Genomic DNA, 23,903 nt, shown 5'->3' with positions numbered 1-23,903 from the left:
AGAATTTCTAGTAACATCTTAACCTCCATTTGTTACGGTTAGACAATACTAAAGCTAAATTTTACCTAAAATGCAAGCTTTTACTGAACAGCCCTGTCTGGTCAACTCTTGCGCCTAACAAGCATTTGTGGTTTATTTAAAGAATGTTATTGGGGTGTAGCCAAGTGGTAAGGCACCGGTTTTTGGTACCGGCATGCGTAGGTTCGAATCCTACCACCCCAGCCAGTCTTTCACGCTTTCCCCTTCAAGCTTGCACTGCACACGTTTAGACTGGTAGGGTATATCAACGGTCAACGTAACCAGGGTAGTTCTAAAAATGTTCAGCACCGTCTCAGAGACTCTTTTTGTTCCAATACACCGCGATGGTTGGCCGTTTATCCTCATTTCTGCTGTGATCACCTTTCTTCTTTATGCATTTGGTATGCCCCCTTTGGCGGGTGTTATGCTCTTGGTCAGCCTTTGGGTTATTTATTTTTTCCGTAATCCTCCCCGAGTAGTTCCCAAGCGCGATGGGCTTGTAGTGAGCCCTGCAGACGGCACGGTTCAAAGCATTATTGAGAAAACAGCGCCCCCACGTGAACTTGACCTTAAAGGGCAAGACTGGACCCGAGTAAGCATCTTTTTGAACATTTTTGATGTGCATGTCAATCGTATTCCAATTAAGGGAACCCTTGAACAATCAAGATACCACCCTGGTAAGTTTTTTAATGCCTCGCTCGACAAAGCCAGTGAACATAATGAACGACACACCATTGTCATTGAGGTTGCTCCTAAAACATCCGTGGTATGCGTGCAAATTGCCGGACTTATAGCCCGGCGCATTCGTTGTGATGTCAATCAAACTGATTACGTGAAAACGGGTCAAGTTTATGGACTTATTCGGTTTGGAAGCCGCGTTGATGTTTATTTGCCTCCAGGAAAATCCCCCCTGGTTTGTGTGGGACAAAAAATGATTGCTGGTGAAACCGTCATCGCTGATTTCCAATCAAAGGAAAGTCCGCGCATGGGTAAAATCCGATAGTACAATGTCTACAGATTCCCCAACCCCAGGCAATAAACCCTCTCCTAAAGAACGTCTGCAAGAGCTCCCCATCTCTCGGGTGCTTCCCAATATCATGACTCTAGTTGCTTTGTGTACGGGCTTGAGCGCCATTCGCTTTGCTTTGCTTGATCGGTATGAAATGGCTGTGATTGCAATTTTGATCGCTGCAATTTTGGATGCTATGGATGGACGCTTAGCCCGCCTGCTTGGTACTTCTAGCCGGTTTGGTGCTGAACTTGATTCTCTTTCGGATATGATTAACTTTGGCGTTGCCCCTTCAGTTTTGCTCTATATTAGTTCATTGCAGCAATGGAATGGTTTTGGTTGGGCATTGGTTTTGTTTTACGTGATTTGTGCAGGGCTAAGGCTAGCCCGTTTTAACACAGCCTTGGACATCCCTCAGCCCGATTGGACACAAGGATTTTTCACAGGTGTTCCCATTCCAGCCGGCGCTTTTTTAGCCCTCATGGGTTTGATGCTGCAAAACGCTACGGAAGTCTTTTTAGTGCAGTGGCCAATTGTACACGGATGCTTGCTGATCTTTGCAGGTCTCTTATTGGTGAGTCGCCTGCCTACCTACTCACTCAAGGGTTCTCGTATCCCGCAGCATTTGTTATTGCCATTAATGCTATTGGTAGGCCTTACAATTACTGCACTGATCAATGCGTTTTGGTATACCTTGTTTGTGATTGGCTTGGGTTACGTGTGCACATTTCCCTTTAGTTATCGGGCTTATCAAAGGCTTAAAGATAGAACTCATCGCTCTAGTGGCGATACGATCGGTAATTCTAATTGTCGCTGAACATAAACCTATGTGATTGCTCACCCTTCCAGTTTATCTGTGTTATTTTTTTGTGAAATATCCGAATGATACCATTGGATATTTCTGGTGAAAAACATAATTGCACTCAAAATAAAGAACAAGCTGATCGCACCAACTAACAAAGCATAATCTTCTATCTGGAGCGTCATGTAAAGATAGCTATAGAGACTTATCAGAATCCCTCCCAGTGCTATGGAACTTTTAAATGACCTCAATGTTTGGTAGGTATAAAGCACAATTTGCGTGATTACCGCAACGCTTGCAGAAACATAAGCAAGCACAAAACTTAAATGTTCACTCAAAGCAATTAAAATCAAGAAAAAAGTAACCAAACTAACACCCACCAAAGCGTATTGCAGGATATGTAGGGAATTACGTGTATTCAATTCAAACAAGAAGAAAGTGATAAAAGTGAAAAGAATAAATAACACACCATATTTAACTGCACGCATAGTCAGCATATAATGATTTATGGGTTGAATCATGCGAATTCCGAATTTGGATTCCTGTATTGCTGATTTGATGTTTTCTAATTGAAAATTGTCAAAAGACTTAGGATATCCGCGGGCCAAATGAGGAATTTGCCACGTAGATTCAAATCCTTGATTAGAAATCGTTCTACTTACCGGCAAGAAATTGCCATTAAAGCTTGGATGACACCAAGAAGATTCTATTTTTGCTCGAGTATCAGCACCCAGAGGCAATAAATCAAATTGATCACTTCCCCTCAACTCAAGGGTCATCGAAAAAGGAATTGATACCTTATTGTTCGATAAATCAGAAAGGGGAAGCATCCCATGTAGTCCTGAGGCAAACAAATTCGATTTGGTGCCAGGCAAACAAGAAATTGCAGAATCATTCCAGGTTACATTAGGAGTCTGCACAAGGCCTCGCAAATCACTGACCCCAATCACCAGAAAAGCTTGCTTCCAAAACAAGTTTGGGAATTTATCTCTCTGCAAAGAAAATTTACCCTTTGCCGAAATATGACTCGTATAGACAACGGTTTTGTAGATACCTCGATAACGCTCTTGCGGATCCAGCTTAATGTCAAATTCTAACGAATCAGGCAAAAAATAGGTTGTTCCAGGCACCGTGTATACTCTATTTTTTTTACCTGAAACCTTTTTTTCATATGGAACAGCAAGAACAGGGCCGCGTAGATTTTGTCCATTGGCCCACGAATGTGCTATCTCACGTACAGTATCCTTATAACGTCTTGACCGATCCTCGATCTGCGATTGAACCAGAAACAACGGGATCAGCAAAAATATAGTCAAAAGAAAGATCAGCGCCGCCTTAAACGTGATATTAATCCTAAAATTTGTCTTGAATGAAGAATTAAAGTTTTTAATCATAAAAAAATACCCTAAACAAAATGAATAAGAATAAAACACACTTCTAGGCCATACCAACCTGCGAGTAACGGTAAAAAATCATTCACAAATTGTCAAGCAATTTTACGGTTCTTACATAGCTGTTCAGTGAAACCAACGTTCAGGATAACGGCTACAGAGGGTGTCCAAAAGCGCAATCTGTGCCCGGGCGAGTATAACTTAAGCATAAAAGTTTTATCGTGACCTAAGAGCTAGGCAATCAAGGCCCCTAAGCTTTAAAGCTTTGCAAGCGGCTTTTGCTTGAGTTTTGTTCAATCCTACGAGACGGGCTAGGTAGAGTTTCTTCGAATTCCCTTGAGAATTGATGGCAACACGTGCCGTTTTAAGGGAGTGGACGGCGGTACGGACGCGGTTTGCCACTGTGTGGGCGGTCTTTGCTCTTGGAAAGGCGCCAACCTGTACGGCCCAGTAATTGGGAGGTTTAGTGCTCGGCGTGACGTTGTGAATTTTCAGCGCTGCCGGAATGGTCGGTGGGAGTGGAGTCGCCTGGTTTTGTGCAGGTCTGTGGTAGGGAATCGGCGTGGGGCGTTTGTATCTGGGTGCTTTAGCATAAGCTCGATTAAGTAAATTAATCATGTGTTGGTCGCGGGTTCGGTTAGAACGCCCCCCCATGACCACGGCAAAGATTCGGTGCCCACCTCGTACACAAGAAGCCACCAGGTTGCGTCCTGCGGCATTCGTAAATCCAGTTTTGATACCATCAACACCAGGGACATTTCCCAACAAGCGATTGTGGTTATGAACAGGGCGTCCCCGAAAGCGAAAGCTGCGAGTACTGAAATACCGAAAGTACTTTGGATAGTGGTAATATAGTGCCCGTGCCAGAGTTGCCATATCTTTAGCAGTTGTCCGCCTTTGATTTTTAGGCAGACCAGAGGCATTTCCAAAAACAGTTCGACTCATTCCAAGCTTTCTTGCTTTTTGGGTCATTTGTTTAGCAAACCTCCATTCAGTGCCGCCAATAGCTTCGGCAACCACCACAGCAGCATCATTTGCTGACCTTGTAACGAGACCAAGAATAGCGTCTCGGACGGTAATGGTGCTGCCTGACTTCAGGTAAAGTTTTGTAGGGCTTTGTTGTGAAGCACGTTTGGATACACGTAGTCTTTGGTTAATCTTTAATCTCCCCGTCTCAAGGGCTTCAAAGACCATATAAAGTGTCATCATTTTAGTGAGTGAAGCTGGATAGCGCAATTCGTTGGCATGAGCTGCGTGCAATATGTTACCTGAGCGAGCATCCATAACTATTGAGGCATATTTTGGATTACTTCTTGTCCTGGATTTTCGGGCAGCTGAAGCAACATCCAAGCTGGCAATGCCAAACAGCATTAATAGGGTGAGAATTTGCCAGAATTTTTGACGTTTTCGACCTGTGTGCAGCATGAAGATCCGTAATGATATGTGTTGAAAGTAACGTACTTAAATTCATAGCAAGATTTTATTAACATAACGTTGCCAAAAATGCTATGCAAGAGGAGAAAGTGGAACCAATAGAGCTAGCGCATCAGAATGCAAAATATGCGTGATAGAAGCCTCAGCCATCATGCCAAAACGTGTAACATTAAATTGAAAAATCTTTGCATTTATTGTTTTTGTAGATCGTTAAAAACCTGCCGCTGGGCTGCCGTAGCAGCTTGCTGAGCCTGTCTCGCCTTTGCCTGAGCCTGCTGACAAGTCATTGGTTCAGGTGCGCTACTTTCTCTCTTGGGGCAAAATGCCAAGCCATTTTTGGACAGATTGGATATCAAGGTTATGTTGGTTGATATCTTCTAGCCATTCTTGTAGAGATTTTTGATCCAAGGTGATTGCTTTTTGTATCAGGTAGGCAGCTGGACTTTGTGGGTGGATTTGCTTTAGATTTGTTATGATCTCTTCAAGCTGCCTATAGATCTGCTGGCAATCATTGCTGCTGTTTTTTGCAAGAGCGGGATCCGCTTTTTCAGGAGCTTTTGCGGCTGGTTTGGTAATTGTTTTTTGTTTCAAAGGAGTTGGCGGTTGCTTCTTTGCGACCTGCTTTGCCATCTTTTTTGCCTCTGCGTACTTTTTGCATTGCTCTTTTGCAAAGTGTTGAATAGCTTCCAGTGTTTGGCGTAGCTGACTGAGGGAAAAAAGATTACCGCCGATATGGGTATCTAAAGTGTGTTCGAGATTTTTGAGCTCATCTAAGGCAGTGGTCGTGTCCGAAATGATTGTATTATAAAAACTCGCAGGAGTTTCAGCTTGGCTTTGTTGAAATGCCGTTGCGATTGCTTTATTCATTGCTGGTTTAGGAGAGCTTGCAAAGCGAAGAGTGTCAGCAAAAGTGAAAATGGCTACCTTAGGGTTTGCAGGCTTTGTCATTTGCAGTTGGTGTAGGTCAGGGGGGAGCTTTTCATTAAGCCAATAGATCAGATTACAACGTTCCTCCAGGTTTTCTTCTGCATCCATCCTGTGGGGATGGATCTGCTGCCAATAGTTTGTACATAGTTGGTTGAAGAGGCTCAATCCTTGAGTGAGACCTTCGAGAGCTTTTGTATGGTACCAAGCCTGCATAAGCCAAGCAGCTATTTGCAAGTCTTTTGAATGATGCTCAAGGAAATCTTTGCACAAAGTTACAACTTCAGGCCAATTGGCTTGTTTGATTTCTCTCTTCCAAATTCCTTGAGGTAGGGTTGCATCTTCTTGGGTGCGTGCCGTGACAATGCTATCGAAAAGAGACCCGTAGCGGATGTAAGGACCTACTAGGTTGCCACCAGGAATCGGACAGATCAGCTGAGTTATTTCTTGATATTGAGGTGAAGTGGCGGATTTAGTTTTCTGGCGAGCCATAATTTTAGCCCTTTGCCGCCTCTACAACGGGTGCTTTATGCGGAAAAATCGGATAAGCCAACGTTTGCTTTTCAGATTCTCCTCCCTCTTTTTGCGCATCAGTCGGTGCAGGCGGGGCAAAAATGGCAAAGCTCAAGAAAACCTTGGCCATTGAGTCTGGTTGCGGACTTTTATCACCCGTTACTTTTTCAGGAATTGTGGGCACACTGAACTCAAGAGCGAGCGGAGAGGGACCTGCATGTCTGGAAGAATCAGTGATGTGATTCCTGAGCAAATGCAGCAGGCTCCAATTTCCGGAATAAGAGAAAGTTGCTTGGTGACCCTTAACGTTGAGATTTTTCTGAGTCGAATCAGCGGTGGGAATGGTATTGCTATCCCCGGCCCAGTTCAGGGATATTTGCACTTTATCACCGAGATCCCACGACCCTGTATGCTTTTTGCCAAACAAACTCACCTTTTGTCCATTCACCAGGACAAACCAGTCGATGATCTTATTGCCGCCAGTTTCCCGAGAGCGATCCGATCTAAAGTCGACATCAAACAGCAATGCTGACACATGATTTTCAGCATCCTTGCTGAGGGCAGCCCTCAGGTAGGGCGACACAATTCTAATCTGCCGTAAAAACTGAACTGGTGAATCGGTTTTACCCTTGCTCTGATATCTTTCGCTAATTGCTTCTTTCTCAACAGGATTGATAGATTCAAACATCGTCAGGAACACCTTGACATCCTCTTCTGAGGCTTCTTTTTCTTCTGTATCTCCTGCTTTTTCTGTAAAAGGAAACCGGCCAGCGAGCTTTTGATTAAAGAAACTTGCTAGCTTTTGATAACTCGTTGAACCTTGCTTTTCAGCAACTGACTTGCATCGTTTTAATAAAGAAGCCTTGATTTCATTGCGGCGCCTTATGAAAAAATCACCTGTCTTGGCGAATGCATCTGTGTCACGGATGGCCGCAAAACAGGAATCGAGACTAAACTGATTGATATCGTATAATAGGAAATGTTCAAGGATACTCAAAGAGTTGTTAGGTGTTTTTTTCTCATAGGCATCCAGTTGTAAGACAATACGAGTCCATTTACTGACAAGGGGCATATTACGCGGAACGCCATTTAGAAAGGGAAGGCCCAAGAAGGAAAGTACAGGAGCTGCCAGCTCTTTGGAGAGAAAGAAGATGCGTTCTCTTTGAGCGTTTAGATAGCTTTTCATATCTTCCAAATCATGAACACCAAATGCCTGGAGCCCAAGCATTCTTTCACCCCTCCACGACTCAAAAGTTGCATTGCTGATGCCATAAAGATCATCACGAATGAGCAATCGGTCCACACCCTCAAGCATCTTGTACGTTTCTTCAATGAGTAATTCACGCAAGGAAGCGGCTTGCGAGCTCACGTCATGAATGACGTACCCCCCCAAGATTTGCGCAAAGAGAGGATGGACCGTTTTAAGATTGTGAATTTGTAGTCTCAGTGCTTCCTGCTCGTCAAAACCAGTAAGGCTTTGTGGAATAGGCTTGAATCGTTCAGCGCGCGCTATTGCATCCAATAGCCGGGTCAAGACACTGCGGCGGCCAATATACTCCATGATATGCCGGACATCTTGGGAAAGTTTTGGAGCCGTATCTGCCAGGAAGGACTCAAATTGAGTGACCAGTTTTGCAGCACCCTTAAGTGTTGGAGTATCCCAAAACAGCATGCGTCCAGGTGGAACAATGGTAACCTCTCTTTGGGCCGCCATTGGTGCCATAAATGGTTCTTTCATAAAAGCGGTAAAATGTTCCACAAGGCTATCAAAAGTAGGCGATGGTTTCGGAAGAACTTTATTGTTTTCAACTGTAAAGACGGGACCAATGAGGGGAGCAGTTAGACTTGCCAGAACATTTTTGTAAAGCGAGAATTCTTTTTGTGTTTCTTGCAGGAATTCATTGGCTAGCTCTGTTCCCAGCATTCGTGATTGGGCAATTCGATTAAGGACATCACTGTAGAGGGGACCTGGATCAAATTCATAGCCCTTAATCCACTGAAAATGCTCACCGCCAATGAAACCGGTAATCTTTGCTAGAAATTGCACTGTATTTCGAAGCTCAGCTTCATTGATTCGCGATTGAGCTGTGCTATGCTCAAGCTTTTCAAGCATTTTGCTGAGTTTGGTAAAGCCTCCAAAATTACGTGCGGGATCAAACACGCGTTCAATAAATTGACTGTAAAGTAATCGAAGCTTTCTGTGAGCCGATGTATTGTAATCTTTTAGTGAAATGTTACGATCTTGAGTGGTGGCCAGAGCTGACTGGTAATAAGATGCCTTTGTGTAAAACTGCGCTGGTAAATCTTGGTTAAATAAATAACGAACCAGACGGCCGATGTCCTCAATATCAAGACTGCTTTCAAGGTTATTAAACCGTAGGACGTTGTACTCCCATTGTCCGGTTTGCTTGACAAAATCGAGCAAATCCAAAAATTCTGGCGTTTTCAATGGGGGCAAAAAGTAGTTTGGTTGAACTGCACCAATTTCTGGTACAAGATTAACAAACAGTGAACGCGCTTTTTGAGTTAACCCTGTGTAAAGTGAAACAAAGACTACTGAATCCCAAGTGGTTGTAAATGCCGCTTTCAGTCTTTCATCATAGCTTGTAAACCAGGAGGTTGGTATTGCCAGCGAAAAAGAATTTTCGACTTCAAGGCCAGTCATCTGATTGAGGATGACCAACGTTTGGTCATTGAGGTATTTGGCATCGTGAACCGCATTGACATCAAAATCACGTTGACGCATGTGGTGTAATGTTTGGGCGACTTCGTTAACGAGGGGTAACAAGTCGCTTTTACCTTCCGACAGTCGGTTGTTTGCCCGATATAAACCAATACCCCAGACAAGCAAGAAAATCACCATGAAAACCTTTGTCAGATTTAGCAGGCGACTTGCAGATTTAAAGACACGTTTGATTGGGCGCGCTAAAGCGTATTCGAGGAAGACTTTCTTTTCAAGCAGATCTCTTAAAAAGGAAACATGAAATTTGTCGTGTTGTTTGAAGGGTGTGGGCGCAGCAGCACCCATGGCCTCAGGTGTGGTCCAAGAACGTTCTTCGCGCTTGTAATCTCCTACAGCTGTATGCGAGCGGGTGTCACCACAAAAATAAATTCCTCGCAAGAAAAAAGATTCGTGGTATGCGCTTTCTTGGAAGATTTGATTCAAAAAGGTTGAAAGATTTTCCTTTAGTTTCAAAAGTTCTACTTTGAAAATAAGTGTATCGTCTCGATTGTTTTTAACGCGGCCTGCGGCAAAGATTTCAGCGCGCGCTGCATGCAGAGATTTGCGAACTGTGTCAAAAACTTGATCGACCCAGGATGGTTCATAGCCGCTTTCAAGCGAATAAGGGCTCGACCAGCCCAGCATTTGATATAAGCTTTCCCGGGGGAGTTCTTCTGTGAATCCTTTAAAACCAGGAACCAGATCTGTTTTGGTTACAAGCACGTACACTGGTATTTTCATGCCAAGTGATTTTTGAATGTGCCAAAGTTTGGTATGGATGTGTTTCGCACGAGCAATCACTTCGTCGTGCGGGAGTTTCGTTGAACCAAGTAATTCGGTGCTAGGGATCGTTAAAATAATGCCATCAATGGGTCTGCGAGGCCGGTGGTATAGCAACAGACTGACAAGCCTTGACCACCCACTTTTATCATTTTGCAAAGCCCCTTTTTCCAAAAAGTAATTTCCGACTAGATCAAGGACGATACCTCGATCAAAAAACCACCATTTACAAGTTGGTTGCTTATCCTTTGTTGCAAAACGGGGGCTACCAACGGGAAGGTCCAATTCAGCACTTTCCAAGATAGTGGATTTGCCTGATTCCGCTGCACCCAGCATTAAAAACCAAGGCAATTTGTACTGGTAGTTGCGTTTGCCCATCTGTTGCTTGAGAATCTTTATTGCTTGTGAAAAAGAAAGAGACAAGGGGTCGTTATCACTTGTGATTCCAAGAAACAATAAGAAACTCAAAAATCGGTTATAGACTCTTCTAAAAAATGGAGTCTTAAAACTGGAGGCGACACTTTCAACAGCGCGTGCACGTTGAAAGAAACTAAATGGTCCCCCCATTGCTCTTCCCAAGGTACGCAATCGGTAGATAGCCGAAGAATAAGAATACATAGCCCGGAGAAGTAACCCCCCAGACAGCAAGAGAATGGCTAGGATAATGTATGGTAGGTAGACGTAATATTGTTCAAAAAATTTCATATCGTTGAGGGTCCAGAGCTGAGGATTTGATCAACCAAAACACTGACTTCGTGGGTTGTGCTATACCAAACACCGTACGAAATCAAAAATACCAAGAAGACGATTCCAGTAAACAGTTTCATGAGAGGTTTAAAATCATAAAGGTATAGAACTTTACCGGTTTCAACGGTGTGTTGGTATGATTTGGGAATGAGTTGGGTTGCCAGCTGAAACAATGTGGGATCACGATGGTAGATAAAGATAAAGAGTTCACGACGATAATGAGCCAACCGGTTTTTGGCGTCATTATCACGGTATTTTCCTTTAAATCCAAGCCCCAAAGCCAGCAGATAGACCATAGCAATATCAGCGCGACTTGGGTCACGTACTTTTAAAAAATCTTCAAGCTTATCAAAAAATGTTTCGCCAGCGCTGTGTGTGTCATATATTTGAGATTCAAGGATATTTTTTTGCCAATACCCCTTTCCTTTCCAATCGGTATGCAAAAAAACCTCATCAGCAAGTGCGACCATGATAAACTCGGCTTCGTGGTAATATTTTGCTGCAAATTCGCCACCAAAGCGCGCTGCATCAATAGCTTGTCGTTTTAGCAGATTTTTCAGACTCAAAAGGATTTCTTCAGGAAGCGAAGCATGAGATGCGGGTTGAATAGGAGATTCAGGAGTCTGATCGGTTTTTATTTCAGGTTTTACTGGCTCATTCGTCTCTGGTGCACTTTTTCCTTCCTCTTCTTGGTCTAAGTTACTTGGAGGTAGTTGATCACCCAAGGCTTCATTTTTGAAACGGATGATTTCTCGGTAAAAATCTTCGAAATACCGGATGATAAAAGAAACATCGTCTCCAGTGCCATAAACAAGTTTCAGGTTCTTAAGCGTTGGTTCCAAAACACATCCTTTTTGTTGAACTTAAGTAGGTTGTCGCCACTGTATCAACCCACATAGCATACTAGCAGGTTGATTTTAACATAAATACATATTAAATGCGAAATATCATCAACGTGGTTTTAGCACTCTCGAAAACCTGAGTGATATGCACCAGCCGTCATCCAGTCTGCGCTTTGCTCTTTAAATTCACTGTCAAAATCCAGTCAAGAAAATCTTGAACGAGAAGACTATAGGCTTGATCAAAAGCCTTTTTAAAAGCTGGGAAATTCTTTTCAAGAACAGTTTGCTTTTGCCAAAATACTTTTGAAGCCACAATTTTTTGAGTTTCATTGTCGCGCAGTTGCATAAGAAGGCGCAAAGAGACAAAGGCAGGGCTTGCAAAAGGATTATCAATGTGAAATTCATACAGCGTTGCTAGCAATAGGTAGTCTGCATTTAGCGCGACTGTATCTTTGACAACTCCTTTTAGTTTTTGGGTGTTTGTCAGTTGCTCTATAAAATCCTCTTGCAGCATACTAGGCAACCGCTCAATCCATTTTCTTTCTTTTACGTAATCCCATGTTTTTGGTGAGTCGGGCGTTTCTTGAAAGCGAATGGCAATCCTTTGGGAATCGAGCATAAGGCTTGTCGACGGTTGGGCAACGCTTAGTTGCCAGTTGCGATTGGGCCACTTTTTATTTGTTGTAACATCTACCGAGAGATTATAGATTTGCGCGGGCGGTGCAGGATCTGGCAATACCTGAACGCAACCACTGAGCAGGGATAAGATCATTAGGTATAGAGCATAAACAAAGGTTCTGTTTCTCACGATTTACTCACTTAATTCCTGACCACCAAGGTCGCTGTGTACAATAAATTGCAGAGGATTACGCTCAAATTTTTCAACCACGCGGTTAAGGTTTTTGGCCGCAACCCGCCACTCTTGCATGAAGCTTGAAAATTCCTTCAGACCACCCTCGGTAAATTGCTTGATCGCAGGTCGATTTTCAGCAATCATCTTTTTCATTTCTTGCATTGCCTCTTCGAACTGTTTAAAGGACTGTTTTGTTTGGGTCAAGAGTTCGGCCATGTTTTGCGATTCTTTGGCGAGAATCTCGGAAAAGGTTGCAAAATTTTCAAGTGTGCTGGCAAATGCCTCTCGGTTTTTCTCATTGAAGACTGGAGTGACATCGTTAACTAGTCGGATAAGTTTTTCCATGATTCGGGGAGCCTCTTCGATGACTTGTTGAAACCCAGAGGTTCGGGAGGGGATTTCAGGGGGCTTTTGACTTTCAGAGGATAAAAGAATCGGACTATCTGGAGTACTGCCATCAATCTTGATTTGGATTTGGCCAGTGATACCTCGTCCTTGCAGGGTAGCAAATGAGTTTTCCCGGATCAAACTTGGTCGGTCAATTTCAACCAGCACTCGGATCAGGTTCACTTTTTCTGGATTGACTGCAATGCTCATGACACTGCCAATGGGAACCCCATTATAGGTCACTGTTTCATTTTCTCGAAGGCCGGCAACGGAGCCTTCAAAGTTAATTTCGTAAATACTTCCCTGCGTCCAGTCTACTCGTGAAATCCAGACAGTAAAGCCCAGAATTCCAATCAACAAAGTGAGAACGAAAAATCCGACAAGAGCGTAGTTTGCACGTGTTTCCACTTAATTTTATCTCCCAAAGACGATCTGACCACGTTCTCCCATGAAGTACTCTTGAATCCAAGGGTGTGGATTGGTCTGTATCTTTGCCGTTGAGTCGACAATAATTTTTTTGTCAACCAGGATAGCTATTCGATCACAGATGGCATGCAGTGAGTCCAGATCGTGTGTAATCATAACAACTGTTAGGTTAAGAGTTTGTTGCAATGCTTTAATTAATTTGTCAAAAGCGGTTGCCCCAATTGGATCAAGCCCAGAAGTGGGCTCATCGAGAAACAATAATTCTGCATCAATGGCAAGAGCGCGCGCAAGAGCAGCACGTTTGACCATGCCTCCAGAAAGTTCTTCTGGCAATTTGAATGCCGTTTCTGGATCAAGACCAACCATTGTTAATTTGACGGGAATCATTTCTTCAATCAAATCTTCCGACATATGTGCTATTTCCCGCATAGGAACGGCAATATTTTCTCCGACAGTCATTGAACTAAATAAAGCTCCACTTTGAAACAGCACTCCCCACCTTGATTCAATACGCTGTGGACGGTAAAGGCCCGAACACTCAACATCAAAGATCGTTATGGATCCCTGATTTGGCTGGTGTAGCCCAAGAATAGTATTGAGTAAAACAGATTTTCCGGTTCCAGATCCCCCAACGACGCCTAATATCTCCCCGCGGTATACATCAAGACATAGATTGTCGTGAACAACTTGAGCACCAAATCGATTAACCAAATTCTTAATGCTTAGAATGATTTCTCGTGCCACTATTCATATTCCCAGCAAGGTAAAGATGATGGAGAATACTGCATTAAAAACGATGACTAGAAATATACCTTCAACAACCGATTTTGTTGTTTTCGTTCCAATACTTTTGGCCCCTCCTGCCACTTGCATGCCTTCAAAACAACCAACCATGGCAATGATAAAGGCGAACATGGGGGCTTTTATCATACCAACTCCAAAAGTCCACAATTTGATTGCTTGCTTGAGCTGAATCCAAAACTGACTATAAGAGATCTCAATAACCAAGTTGGCCATAAGAGCACCACCCAGCAAGCCCATTATGTTTGCATAAAATGCTAGAAGCGGCAGAGCTATCATCAAGGCCAACAATCGAGGAACCACAAGGGCTTCAATGGGATCGACGCCAAATGTTTGCAGAGCATCAATTTCTTGATTCAGCTTCATAGTGCCGATCTGGGCTGTAAAAGCACTTCCAGAGCGACCAGCGATAACAATAGCGGTAATTAAAATACCAATCTCACGCAGCATAGAGATGGCTAAGAGGTCAACTGCAAAAATCTCGGCTCCGAAACGACGCAGCTGATATTGTCCTTGATAGATAATAACGATGCCGAGTAAGAACGAGATGAGCCCTACAATAGGCATAGCACGCAACCCAACTTGCTCAAGCATTGCCACAAATGAAATCAAGCGAAACCGGTGTGGGGAACAGATCGTTCGCCCCAGTGTGATGACAATCTGTCCTAGAAAAGAGAGCATATTAAAGGCATTTATCCCCCCCTTAATTGCCGCAATACCAAGAACAATCAACCATTTAAGGTATAAGCTAGGTTGGGAAGGAGGCTTGGGAATGGAAAACTTAAGCTTGTCGAGCTGTTGCAAAATGCTTTGGACTGTTTCTCCGACTCCAGTTAAGGAGACAGCAATGTTACTTGCCTCCAATCTTTGAATAAAAGCCTTAAGAATCCAGCTACCCGTTGTATCAATGGATTTAATGCCTGACAGGTCAATGATATAAGTCGCCTCTCCTTGCAACTGGTGTTGCTCAAGTTTACGATATGACTCTTCGACTCCAGTGGTGTGCCAATCACCTCCAGCTCGAACTTCCAATACATTTTTCTTTCGTTCAAAAGTGACCCATGCTTGAGTCGACATTATAGTCACCTGTATTATTTGTTGTTTTCATACCCATCAAATTTTAAAATGTGGATTCTACAGCAATTAGAGCATAAAACGTTTTGTAATGTGAAGAGTAATTATCGAATCACCTACTGTGCTCATTTATCAGTGCAAACGGTGCGCTTTTCGCCATCATTAGACTAGGGGTTTTCATTTCTCGTGGGTATACTCAACCCTCGCCTTCACGTCTCCATCATGAAAAGTAACCTGGATAGGCATTTCCGACTTTAGGTTTTGAGCACGCGTTACCACCTGACCTTTGTCGTCCTTTACAAGAGCAAATCCGCGTTTTAATACCGCTGTGTATGAATAGCTCTCTAGCAACAACCCCAACGTCTCAAGCCTTGTTTTTTTCTGTTGTAAAGTGATGCCAGCTGCGGCATTAAGGCGTGCTAGCAAAGTGTTCAGCCGCATCTCTCTTGTTGCCAAGACATCACGAGAAGGACGCAAACGAGATTGTAAATGCACCAAAGTCATACGTTGAAATTCAAGACGTTTTCTAGATGCTTGAATCAGGCGCCCACCCCAGTCGTCCACACGCTGAAGGTTATACTCAAGTGTTCGTCGTACCCCCGTTTCAAGCCTTTGCGTATATCGCCTTAAAGACAAAACAAGGTCTTGATAAACTGGCACAGCCATTTCTGCAGCTGCTGTAGGGGTCGGTGCACGCCGATCTGCCACATAATCAACAAGTGTGGTATCGGTCTCGTGTCCGACTCCAGAAATGACGGGAATTTCGCTAGCGGCAATCGCACGCACAACAATTTCTTCATTAAAGGCCCAAAGGTCCTCAACACTGCCGCCACCACGCGCTAAAATCAAAACATCAGGCCGCGAAGTGGGCCCGTCCGTTGACAGATAATTAAACCCTTGAATTGCTTGAGCAATTTGCTCTGCCGCCCCATTGCCTTGCACCAATACCGGCCAAAGCAAAACTGGACGGGGAAATCGGTCTTCCAGACGATGGCGAATATCTCGCAAAACAGCACCCGTGGGAGACGTGATCACTCCAATGCTTTGCGGTAAAAATGGGATGGGTCGTTTGCGTTCTTGGGCAAAAAGCCCCTCTGCGTGGAGTTTTTGTTTTCGCTCTTCCAAAAGCTTGAGCAATGCTCCCACTCCAGCAAATTCCATGGCCTCAACTACGATTTGGTATTTTGAGCGGCCAGCATAGGTGGTTAAACGTCCGACACACACCACCTCCATGCCGTCCTGCGGATGATTTGTCAATTTCGCATATGTTCCACGCCAACACACAGCATCAAGAACAGCACCTGAGTCCTTGAGAGTAAAGTAGACATGTCCAGAGGTATGCTGTTTGAGTCCTGAAATTTCACCGCGAATACGCACATGCGAAAAATTCTGGTCTACCAGACGTTTAAGCTGTTGTGAAATTTGTGAAACCGTTAACTCACTCGATGATGAAATAGATATTTGTTGTCTGGACATGTCCATGTGCAATGCTCTACAGTGGCAAGATTATATCAACTATCGCATTTGTATCGGTTCTAGGTTCTCATCACAAGCATGAATTACAACTCATTTTTTTCGTCGAAGCTGGCAAATCTCAAGCAGGAGGGCAGCTATCGCGTCTTTGCACAAATTGCGCGGCGCCAAGGCGCTTTCCCAAAAGCAACAAACCATGGACATCAAAGCCGGCAGGGGACAACTGTTTGGTGCAGTAACGATTATTTGGGCATGGGACAGCATCCCAAAGTCATCCAAGCAATGGAAGGAACCCTGGCGAAATATGGAGCTGGAGCTGGTGGTACCCGCAATATTTCTGGTACCAGTCCTCTTCACGTTACTCTAGAACGTGAGCTGGCAGATTTGCATGACAAAGAAGCAGCACTCATGTTTACGTCTGGATACGTTGCCAACGATGCTGTACTCAGCACCCTAGCTAAAGCTCTTCCTGATTGCGTTGTGTTTTCAGACGAAAAAAATCATGCATCTATGATCGAGGGAATCAGACGCGCTCGGGTGACGAAACACATTTTCAAACACAATGACGCCAACGATCTTGCAAATCTTCTCTCCAAGTACGATAAAAATCAGCCCAAAATCGCCGCTTTCGAGTCCGTCTACTCCATGGATGGAGACATTGCCCCAATTGCCGAATTATGCGATGTTGCAGAGCAGTACGGAGCTTTGACTTATCTAGATGAAGTGCACGGCGTTGGTCTTTATGGATATAAAGGCGGGGGCATTGCCCAACAAAGAGAATTGTGCGATCGCATTTCCATCATTCAGGGAACCTTTGGGAAGGCCATTGGTTTGATTGGTGGGTATATAGCAGCAAATGCCACCTTGGTCGACTTTATTCGCAGCTTTTCTCCCGGATTTATTTTCACAACATCGATGCCACCAGTCATCGTGGCAGGAGTTATTGAAAGCATTCGTATACTTAAAGAAGGTGATCTACTGCGCAAACAACACCAAGATCGTGTTCAACTGCTCAAGGTAAAATTAAAGCAGGCCCAGATCCCTTTCTACGATGGTGGCAGCCACCTTGTTCCCGTCATTGTTGGAGATGCGGTTTTGTGTAAGCAGGTCTGTGATATTTTAATGGAGAAATACGCGATCTACGTTCAACCTATTAACTACCCAACTGTTCCAAAGGGCACGGAGCGACTCCGCCTGGCACCTACGCCACTACACACACCTGAGATGATTGATCATTTGGTCGGGGCTCTTTCAGAAATCTGGATCGAGTTGTTTTTGAAAAAGGCGGCATAGCTGGGTGTGGTTCAATTTGGGATTACAACCCCTTCTGTCGTACCTGTTGGAGGTCTGTGAAATTTCTAAAAACGAACTTCCTCTGGACGCACTACGCCATCAGAGCCATGAAATTAAGGCGTTCATTATTGTAGCGAATTACGGAAGGATTTAAATTTTGCATTTTGGCGGTGCATTTTTAGCTGGAAGTGCGTTCTGAATCAAGTCAACCTGGCAGAGCCAGGCGCGGCACTCGCAAGCTCGTGCTGCCTTGACACAGAACGCACTTCCAGCTTTCTCTGCATTTGTGTCAAAATGCCTCATCACCAAAATTGCGGATTTCAGATCCGCAGACGGCTCCATGGGTATGGATTTTGTTAATAAAGAATTTGGTTTTTTTCAAAAATCCAAATCTTCATAGTATCTAGGTGGCATTATTCCAGGTACTTGATCTTGCAACAGTGGGCGGAAACTGGGCCTAGATTTGATACGGGCGTACCAATCTTTGGCCTCGAGATACTGATCCCAGGGCACATCTCCTAAAAAATCAATGGCTGAAAGGTGAGAGGCTGCACTGATGTCCGCCAAGGAAAAATGTTGTCCGCCAAGCCAGACTCGGTGATCAAGTAGCCATTCGATATAGGTTAGATGATCGTCAATTGCTGTTGCTCCTTCGCGAATCACACGTCCATCGGGATGGCCAAGGTCAAAGTGACTTCTAAATACTTTTTCAAAGACAATTTTGCGGGTTACTTCTTGCTCGAACTTGTGGTCAAACCACACGACTAGCCGGCGAATTTCTGCCTTTTCCAGCAAATTATCACCAATAAAAGCAGGTTGGTTGGGGTAGGCCTCTTCCAAGTATTCACAAATCGGATAGCTTTCACAGATGACTGTGCTGTTTAAATCTCGTAACACAGGAATGTCACCTGAAGGGTTGAGCTCTAGAAATTCGGGGCGCTTTTTCCAAATACGCTCGAGCTCAAGATTAAAGTCCAGTTTTTTCTCTCCCAACAAAATCCGCACTTTGCGGCATGTCGGCGAAAGCGGGTGGTGAAAAAGAGTACGCATGGTCTTCTCTCGTTGTGCAATTTACTGTACTCTAAGCAATTCATTAGCAAATGGCAAAGCCTAAGGTATCTCGTGGTTCCTCTCTACCAAATCATCATTCTCTCTCTAATCCAGGGTATTACTGAATTTCTACCGATCAGCAGCTCTGCTCATCTGATCTTTTTTCCCAAAGTTTTTGGCTGGCAAGATCAAGGACTAGTTCTGGATGTGGCTGTACATTTCGGAACCCTTGGAGCCGTTATGGTTTATTTTTGGCGCGATTGTTGGTCGATGACCACCGGCAGCCTCAATCTACTGCGCGGCAAAGTGACACCTGGCGGTGAGTTATTTATGAAGCTGGTTGTTGCCACAATCCCAGCGGTCGTTGTTGGCGCAATTATCAGTTATTATACCGACTCATTTCTGCGAAATGTTACGGTCATTGCCTGGGCTAGTATTGGTTTTGGGATCATTCTTTATCTGTTTGATCGATTTGCCCCAACTAAATTTTCCCTCAAACACATGAATTTCACACGCTCATTTATCATTGGCCTGATACAAGTATTAGCGTTTATTCCTGGTACCAGCCGTTCAGGATCAACCATTATGGCTGCTCGCATGTTAGGATTTAACCGCGTTGAGGCTGCACATTTTGCTTGCCTAATGTCAATACCCCTTATTATTGCCGCTGCTTGCGAAACTCTTTATAAACTTGCAAAAAATGGCAATCACCACATGTACAAAGAGGCTATGATTGCTGCCGGGATTTCATTCGTAATCAGCCTGGGCAGTATTGGTTTCATGATGATGTGGGTCAAACGAGCCAGCTACGGTATTTTCGTTGTCTACCGCGTTTTATTGGGTGTTGGGCTATTGGCTTGGGTATATACCACCGGATAACAAATGGACAATGAAAGTAGCAATCCTGTTGCTTAGTTGCTATCTGTTCAATAGGTATTAGTTATACCCGTGCTGAATCAAAATGTTGAGTTTTATGGCAGTGAAAAGCGCGCAGTTTACTTGGGTAAATGAGCACTTTGAGTGCACCAGAAAACCAACAGTTTGATTCAGCTTCAGTATAGCTATTGTTTTTTCAAGGAAATGTTGTGTCATGTCTACCCAATCGTCAATAAAATTTAGCCCGCTTCCGTTGATGTTGGCCATTGTCGCTTGTGTCTTTTCGGTTGATATCTACATTCCCAGCATGCCCATGATGGCTGAAGCCTTTGGCAGCTCACAAGAAATGATGCAATTTAGTATTAGTGCTGGCATGATTGGCACAAGTATTGCCACACCTATCATCGGTCCCCTTTCCGATGCTATTGGTCGCCGAAAAATTTTGCTGTATTCACAAATACTTTACATGCTTGGGTGTCTGGCCACCATCTTTGCCATTAATATTGAGACGTTTATTTTCTGTCGCTTTCTCCAGGGAATTGGTGGAGCGGCTGCTTTTGCAGTTAGTTTTGCGACCGTTACTGATCTCTATCAAGGCACTCGAGCTGCTATTTATCTTTCCTACCTTACCACAACAATCACCCTTTCGTTGGTTGTAGCTCCTCTCTTTGGTGGGGCATTTGCTGCCTACTTGCCCTGGCAAGCAGCTTTTGTATTTCTTACAACTTTGGCGGCTCTTTCAAGCCTGATTTTGTACCGGAGTTTTCCTGAAACTCTCCAGCAATCAGCTCCCTTTTCAATTTGCAAAACACTAGGTTCTTACTGGTCAATGATGTCGCACCTGCGTTTTATGGTTATGGCAACGATTCCATCGCTGCTGATCGGCGGCATCGTGGTCTTTATGGCAACTGGCGCTTTCTATTTTATCAATGAACTGGGAGTTCCAACTGCACTTTATGGAACGTTCCAGGGTATTATCATGCTTTGCAATACCATGGCCAGTTACCTTTCTGCACACCTAATTCAGCGGTTTGGTCTGAATAAATCAACTCTTTTGGGGGTAACCCTTTTCAGCATTGGTAGCCTCTCATTTTTAAGCGCAACACTCTGGATTCCTGAGCAAACCATAGCCATAATTATTACTGTTTCTCTCTATGCAGCTGGTCTTGGACTTACATTTAACACCATGACAGCACAATCTATAGAGCTTTTCCGGCACAAAGCCGGAACGGTATCCTCAGCCATTAGCTTTATGAGGGGACTGATCATTGCAGGATGTATTTCTTTGGGAAGTCAGGTCTATAATGCTACTTTGTGGCCGATAGCACTTTTTCTAACAAGTATTACTGCCATTTGTGTCACACTATATTATCTTACCGAGCGCCGCTCCCCACTGCAAAAGAGCAGTGAGGTTTTGACTGGTTAAAAAAAACCGCATCTGCAGGGTTGACCGCAAATGCTGGCTACAGGTGCAGTGAAAGCCATATACCCGTGCTGAATCAAAATGTTGAGTTTCAAAGCTAACGTACGGGCTGACGGCAGTCGGGGTTGAATTTTGATGCATCAGCCCTGTGATGTATAGCTGTTCGCTTGATCACCAATAGGTATGTTGGTAGAGTGACGTATTCACCAGTATTTTAAGTAGGTTTTGGATATGAGTTGGCTGACCAATATTGTGCGCCCAAAGTTAAGGGCCCTAGTTAAAGCAGACATCCCTGACAATCTTTGGACTCGTTGTTCTGGATGCGAGCAGATGCTGTTCCACAGAGAGCTCAATGATAATCTGCAAGTTTGTAAACTTTGTAACCATCATTTTCGAATGGATAGCAAAGACCGCTTACAAAGCTTGTTTGATGATAGCCAGTACACAGTCCTCAAACTACCAGCTGTAATTACTGATCCTTTACATTTCAAGGATCAAAAGAAATATTCAGATAGACTCAAGCAAGCCAAAAACAAAACAAATACCAAAGATGCCATCCAAGTAGGGCGTGGTAAAATAAGTGGTCAAAAGGTCATCATTGCTGCTTTCAACTTTGCTTTTATAGGAGGCTCTATGGGCACGGCTGTCGGTGAAGCTATTGTCACTGCTGCTGAAGCAGCACAAGCCAGCAAAGCTGCCCTAGTGGTCATCCCCGCATCAGGCGGTGCTCGTATGCACGAAGGGATCCTTTCTTTGATGCAAATGGCCAGAACAACCATTGCTATCTCTCAGGTCAAAGAAAAAGGGCTGCCCTATATCACAGTGCTTGCTGACCCCACCAGTGGTGGAGTGGCTGCTTCCTTTGCTATGCTTGGAGATATAACACTTGCCGAACCGGGAGCAATGATTGGCTTTGCAGGTCCCCGTGTCATCAAAGAAACCATCGGCACCCAACTACCACCCAACTTTCAAACGGCAGAGTATTTGCTTGAACATGGCATGGTTGACCGCGTGGTCGCTCGCGCGGACCTTAAAAACACCCTTGGTGTGCTCTTAAAACTTTTGCGCCAATCGTAAGTTGTGAACGATTCTTCAGATTTGCAGTCTCTCGTTGGAAAAATACTTGAACGGCATTGCGCTGCTTTAAAACAGTCCAAAGATCTCGTCCGCATGAGAGCTCTTTTAAATCAGCTTGGTAATCCTCAAAACCACGTCCCACCAGTCATTCATGTGGCTGGAACCAACGGAAAAGGATCAGTCGTTGCGTTTATGAGAGCCATGCTTGAGGCCAGCAATTACCGCGTGCACAGCTATACCTCTCCGCATTTAATCGATATCAACGAACGTATTGCTATGCCGGATGGTCCCATCAACACCCAAGAGTTATGCAACATTCTTGCAGAGATTCTCAAAGTAAATCCAGATCAGCCCTATACCTTTTTTGAAGTTATAACAGCTGCTGCATTTGTCGCTTTTGCAAACACCCCAGCGGATTTTTGCTTGGCTGAAGTTGGCCTTGGAGGACGGTGTGATCCTACCAATATCATTAAACATACAGTCGCTTCTGTTATTACACAAGTTGATTATGACCATACCCACATATTGGGCGATACGCTTACCAAAATCGCCCAAGAAAAAGCAGGTATTTTCCGAAATAACACACCTGCTTTTACCTATCCCCAACGAAAGAACATAATGAATATTCTGCAGCGAGAATCTGGAGGACTTTTATCTGTTGCCCCACCATTGAATAAAGGCGCACTCATTGGCCTTAAAGGCCAGTTTCAACGAGAAAATGCCGCACTGGCCGTCCATGTTCTTGAAAATATCCCCCAGGTGACGCTTACCCCTGAGATGCAAGCTCATGGCCTCAAACATGCACAATGGCCAGGCCGTCTGCAAAAAATTACAGATAAACTCTGGCTCGATGGAGCCCATAATGTAGGAGCTGCTAAAGCTATCACAAAACATTTTAAAAATTCGGGTATTGATAACCTTACTCTGATTCTTGCAATGACCCAAACAAAAGATCCAAAAGAATTTTTGTTGGCACTCAAAGATGTGATTCGGTATATCTACTGTGTGCCTTTAAACACTTTCCAACCCACGTGGCCACCGCACAAAATAAGGGATATAGCAAAGAAAATCGGACTGAAGGCTCATGTGTTTGGTGATTTCCAAGCTGCACTTACACAAGCGCAGAACACCAAGTCAAACACACAAACTATTTTGATCTGTGGTTCATTGATGCTTGTGGGACAGGCCCTTCGGGTGCTGCAGGAAGGGTTCCATCATTCAGCTTAAGCCTCGGCATGGCGTTTGAACTATCCCAAAAAGTGCAGTTTTCTGAATGCTTCACTTTGTTGTAGGGTCGCCTGAAAGTTGCAGCATCAAGGCTGCCCGACAACCCAGGCCAAAGTTCGCCCTGTGCCACTATCTACCGCTTTGATAATCCATTTTTTGTTTTTTTTTGAACCAACAAAACGCCACATCTCATCAAATTCTACTTCGGTAATATCACCAGAGACTTCAGCCTCGTCACGTATCCAACGATATGTCAGAGATCGAGAAACACCGAATATTTTTAGCTCTTCGACGTTTCAAGTGGGATTAAGAATGGGGATAGATCTGACCATCACTGATGTACTGCATTAACCTTAAACATTTGGTTTGTTCGTAACTCTACCTCGTAATTTTGTGTTGTATGCTTCCAAGTACACAGGATGTGTTCGGATGATACTTTGTGAATGATCAGGTGAACATTTGGAGAATTGGGAGTGATTTTATGTCCATTGATCCAAATGGTCCAGTTGTTTTCATCCACATATAAAACAGCATTGAGGTGCAGCTGTTTGGCTTGGTGAATTGGTGTTTTTGCACGAATGTGTGCCCTGCGGTTTGTACTTTTGATTTGGTATTGCTCTTCCGGGGTAAACAGGAGAGAAAAATCATCTTTATCAGTAAAATCAAGGGCTTTTCCTAAGAAGACAGTTGCTTCAGTGGGAAATGAGGAAAGAGTGGCTAAGATAAGCACAACGAGTTGCTGCGTTAACTTCATTGAAAAC

At 44.1% G+C, this 23,903-nt stretch carries 19 protein-coding genes and 1 tRNA gene; 8 read left to right on the top strand and 12 right to left on the bottom strand.

Translation table 11 applies throughout. The annotated features are described in order from the left end of the window. The first annotated feature begins 150 nt into the window (after positions 1-150). The 3 genes from ABFQ95_00435 (at position 151) to pssA (ending at position 1,844) form a co-directional block, all read left to right on the top strand. A tRNA-Gln gene (locus ABFQ95_00435) sits at positions 151-225 on the top strand. A 91-nt stretch (positions 226-316) separates the two neighbouring features. Beyond that, the gene (locus tag ABFQ95_00430; GenBank protein MEN8236008.1) at positions 317-1,021 is read left to right on the top strand and encodes a phosphatidylserine decarboxylase; all 705 of its coding nucleotides are present in this window, start codon (positions 317-319) and stop codon (positions 1,019-1,021) included. Positions 1,022-1,025: 4 nt separating this feature from the next. Then, the gene (gene pssA, locus ABFQ95_00425; GenBank protein MEN8236007.1) at positions 1,026-1,844 is read left to right on the top strand and encodes a CDP-diacylglycerol--serine O-phosphatidyltransferase; all 819 of its coding nucleotides are present in this window, start codon (positions 1,026-1,028) and stop codon (positions 1,842-1,844) included. A 20-nt stretch (positions 1,845-1,864) separates the two neighbouring features. On the opposite strand, the gene creD is transcribed toward pssA, so the two are convergent. The 10 genes from creD to xseA form a co-directional block, all read right to left on the bottom strand. Continuing rightward, entirely contained in the window at positions 1,865-3,223 is a 1,359-nt protein-coding gene (gene creD / locus ABFQ95_00420; GenBank protein ID MEN8236006.1) for a cell envelope integrity protein CreD, read from the bottom strand. A 213-nt stretch (positions 3,224-3,436) separates the two neighbouring features. After that, positions 3,437-4,645 (bottom strand): D-alanyl-D-alanine carboxypeptidase, encoded by a 1,209-nt coding sequence (locus ABFQ95_00415; protein MEN8236005.1) that lies wholly within the window; start codon positions 4,643-4,645, stop codon positions 3,437-3,439. 309 nt (positions 4,646-4,954) lie between these two features. Then, on the bottom strand, positions 4,955-6,070 hold the full coding sequence (gene tssA / locus ABFQ95_00410; protein ID MEN8236004.1) for a type VI secretion system protein TssA: 1,116 nt from the start codon (positions 6,068-6,070) through the stop codon (positions 4,955-4,957). A 4-nt stretch (positions 6,071-6,074) separates the two neighbouring features. Beyond that, the gene (locus ABFQ95_00405) at positions 6,075-10,298 is read right to left on the bottom strand and encodes a type VI secretion system protein (protein MEN8236003.1); all 4,224 of its coding nucleotides are present in this window, start codon (positions 10,296-10,298) and stop codon (positions 6,075-6,077) included. After that, positions 10,295-11,182: a DotU family type IV/VI secretion system protein gene (locus ABFQ95_00400; protein ID MEN8236002.1), complete on the bottom strand. Its 888-nt coding sequence runs from the start codon at positions 11,180-11,182 to the stop codon at positions 10,295-10,297. Before ABFQ95_00400 ends, ABFQ95_00405 begins: the two co-directional genes overlap by 4 nt. A gap of 157 nt (positions 11,183-11,339) precedes the next feature. Then, entirely contained in the window at positions 11,340-11,990 is a 651-nt protein-coding gene (locus tag ABFQ95_00395) for an ABC-type transport auxiliary lipoprotein family protein (GenBank protein ID MEN8236001.1), read from the bottom strand. Between the two features lie 3 nt (positions 11,991-11,993). After that, the gene (locus tag ABFQ95_00390; protein MEN8236000.1) at positions 11,994-12,830 is read right to left on the bottom strand and encodes an MlaD family protein; all 837 of its coding nucleotides are present in this window, start codon (positions 12,828-12,830) and stop codon (positions 11,994-11,996) included. A gap of 6 nt (positions 12,831-12,836) precedes the next feature. Continuing rightward, entirely contained in the window at positions 12,837-13,592 is a 756-nt protein-coding gene (locus tag ABFQ95_00385) for an ATP-binding cassette domain-containing protein (protein ID MEN8235999.1), read from the bottom strand. Between the two features lie 3 nt (positions 13,593-13,595). Then, positions 13,596-14,726 carry an MlaE family lipid ABC transporter permease subunit gene (locus ABFQ95_00380; protein ID MEN8235998.1) on the bottom strand — a complete coding sequence of 377 codons (1,131 nt, stop codon included), beginning with the start codon at positions 14,724-14,726 and terminating at the stop codon, positions 13,596-13,598. 174 nt (positions 14,727-14,900) lie between these two features. Next, complete coding sequence (gene xseA / locus ABFQ95_00375; GenBank protein ID MEN8235997.1) at positions 14,901-16,199, bottom strand: exodeoxyribonuclease VII large subunit; 1,299 nt, start codon at positions 16,197-16,199, stop codon at positions 14,901-14,903. Between the two features lie 78 nt (positions 16,200-16,277). Between xseA and hemA the strand changes: the two genes are divergently transcribed. Continuing rightward, positions 16,278-17,489, top strand: a complete 1,212-nt coding sequence (hemA, locus tag ABFQ95_00370; GenBank protein MEN8235996.1) for a 5-aminolevulinate synthase — start codon at positions 16,278-16,280, stop codon at positions 17,487-17,489. 378 nt (positions 17,490-17,867) lie between these two features. Here the strand turns inward: hemA and ABFQ95_00365 are convergent, their stop codons facing one another. Then, entirely contained in the window at positions 17,868-18,539 is a 672-nt protein-coding gene (locus ABFQ95_00365; GenBank protein MEN8235995.1) for a glutathione S-transferase family protein, read from the bottom strand. A gap of 72 nt (positions 18,540-18,611) precedes the next feature. Between ABFQ95_00365 and ABFQ95_00360 the strand changes: the two genes are divergently transcribed. The 4 genes from ABFQ95_00360 to ABFQ95_00345 all read left to right on the top strand — a co-directional run bounded on the left by ABFQ95_00360 (position 18,612) and on the right by ABFQ95_00345 (position 23,142). Further along, the gene (locus ABFQ95_00360; GenBank protein MEN8235994.1) at positions 18,612-19,418 is read left to right on the top strand and encodes an undecaprenyl-diphosphate phosphatase; all 807 of its coding nucleotides are present in this window, start codon (positions 18,612-18,614) and stop codon (positions 19,416-19,418) included. Between the two features lie 211 nt (positions 19,419-19,629). Continuing rightward, positions 19,630-20,841, top strand: coding sequence for a multidrug effflux MFS transporter (locus ABFQ95_00355; protein ID MEN8235993.1), 1,212 nt, complete (start codon positions 19,630-19,632; stop codon positions 20,839-20,841). 228 nt (positions 20,842-21,069) lie between these two features. Beyond that, positions 21,070-21,915 (top strand): acetyl-CoA carboxylase, carboxyltransferase subunit beta, encoded by an 846-nt coding sequence (gene accD / locus ABFQ95_00350; GenBank protein ID MEN8235992.1) that lies wholly within the window; start codon positions 21,070-21,072, stop codon positions 21,913-21,915. Positions 21,916-22,008: 93 nt separating this feature from the next. Continuing rightward, positions 22,009-23,142: a folylpolyglutamate synthase/dihydrofolate synthase family protein gene (locus tag ABFQ95_00345; protein ID MEN8235991.1), complete on the top strand. Its 1,134-nt coding sequence runs from the start codon at positions 22,009-22,011 to the stop codon at positions 23,140-23,142. A 331-nt stretch (positions 23,143-23,473) separates the two neighbouring features. Here the strand turns inward: ABFQ95_00345 and ABFQ95_00340 are convergent, their stop codons facing one another. Further along, positions 23,474-23,896, bottom strand: coding sequence for a hypothetical protein (locus tag ABFQ95_00340; GenBank protein ID MEN8235990.1), 423 nt, complete (start codon positions 23,894-23,896; stop codon positions 23,474-23,476). Positions 23,897-23,903: the final 7 nt, after the last annotated feature.

The organism is Pseudomonadota bacterium (assembly GCA_039714795.1).
Classification (GTDB): domain Bacteria; phylum Pseudomonadota; class Alphaproteobacteria; order JAGOMX01; family JAGOMX01; genus JBDLIP01.
Note: the sequence above shows the minus strand (reverse complement) of the source record. Positions and strands in the feature narration are given on the sequence as shown.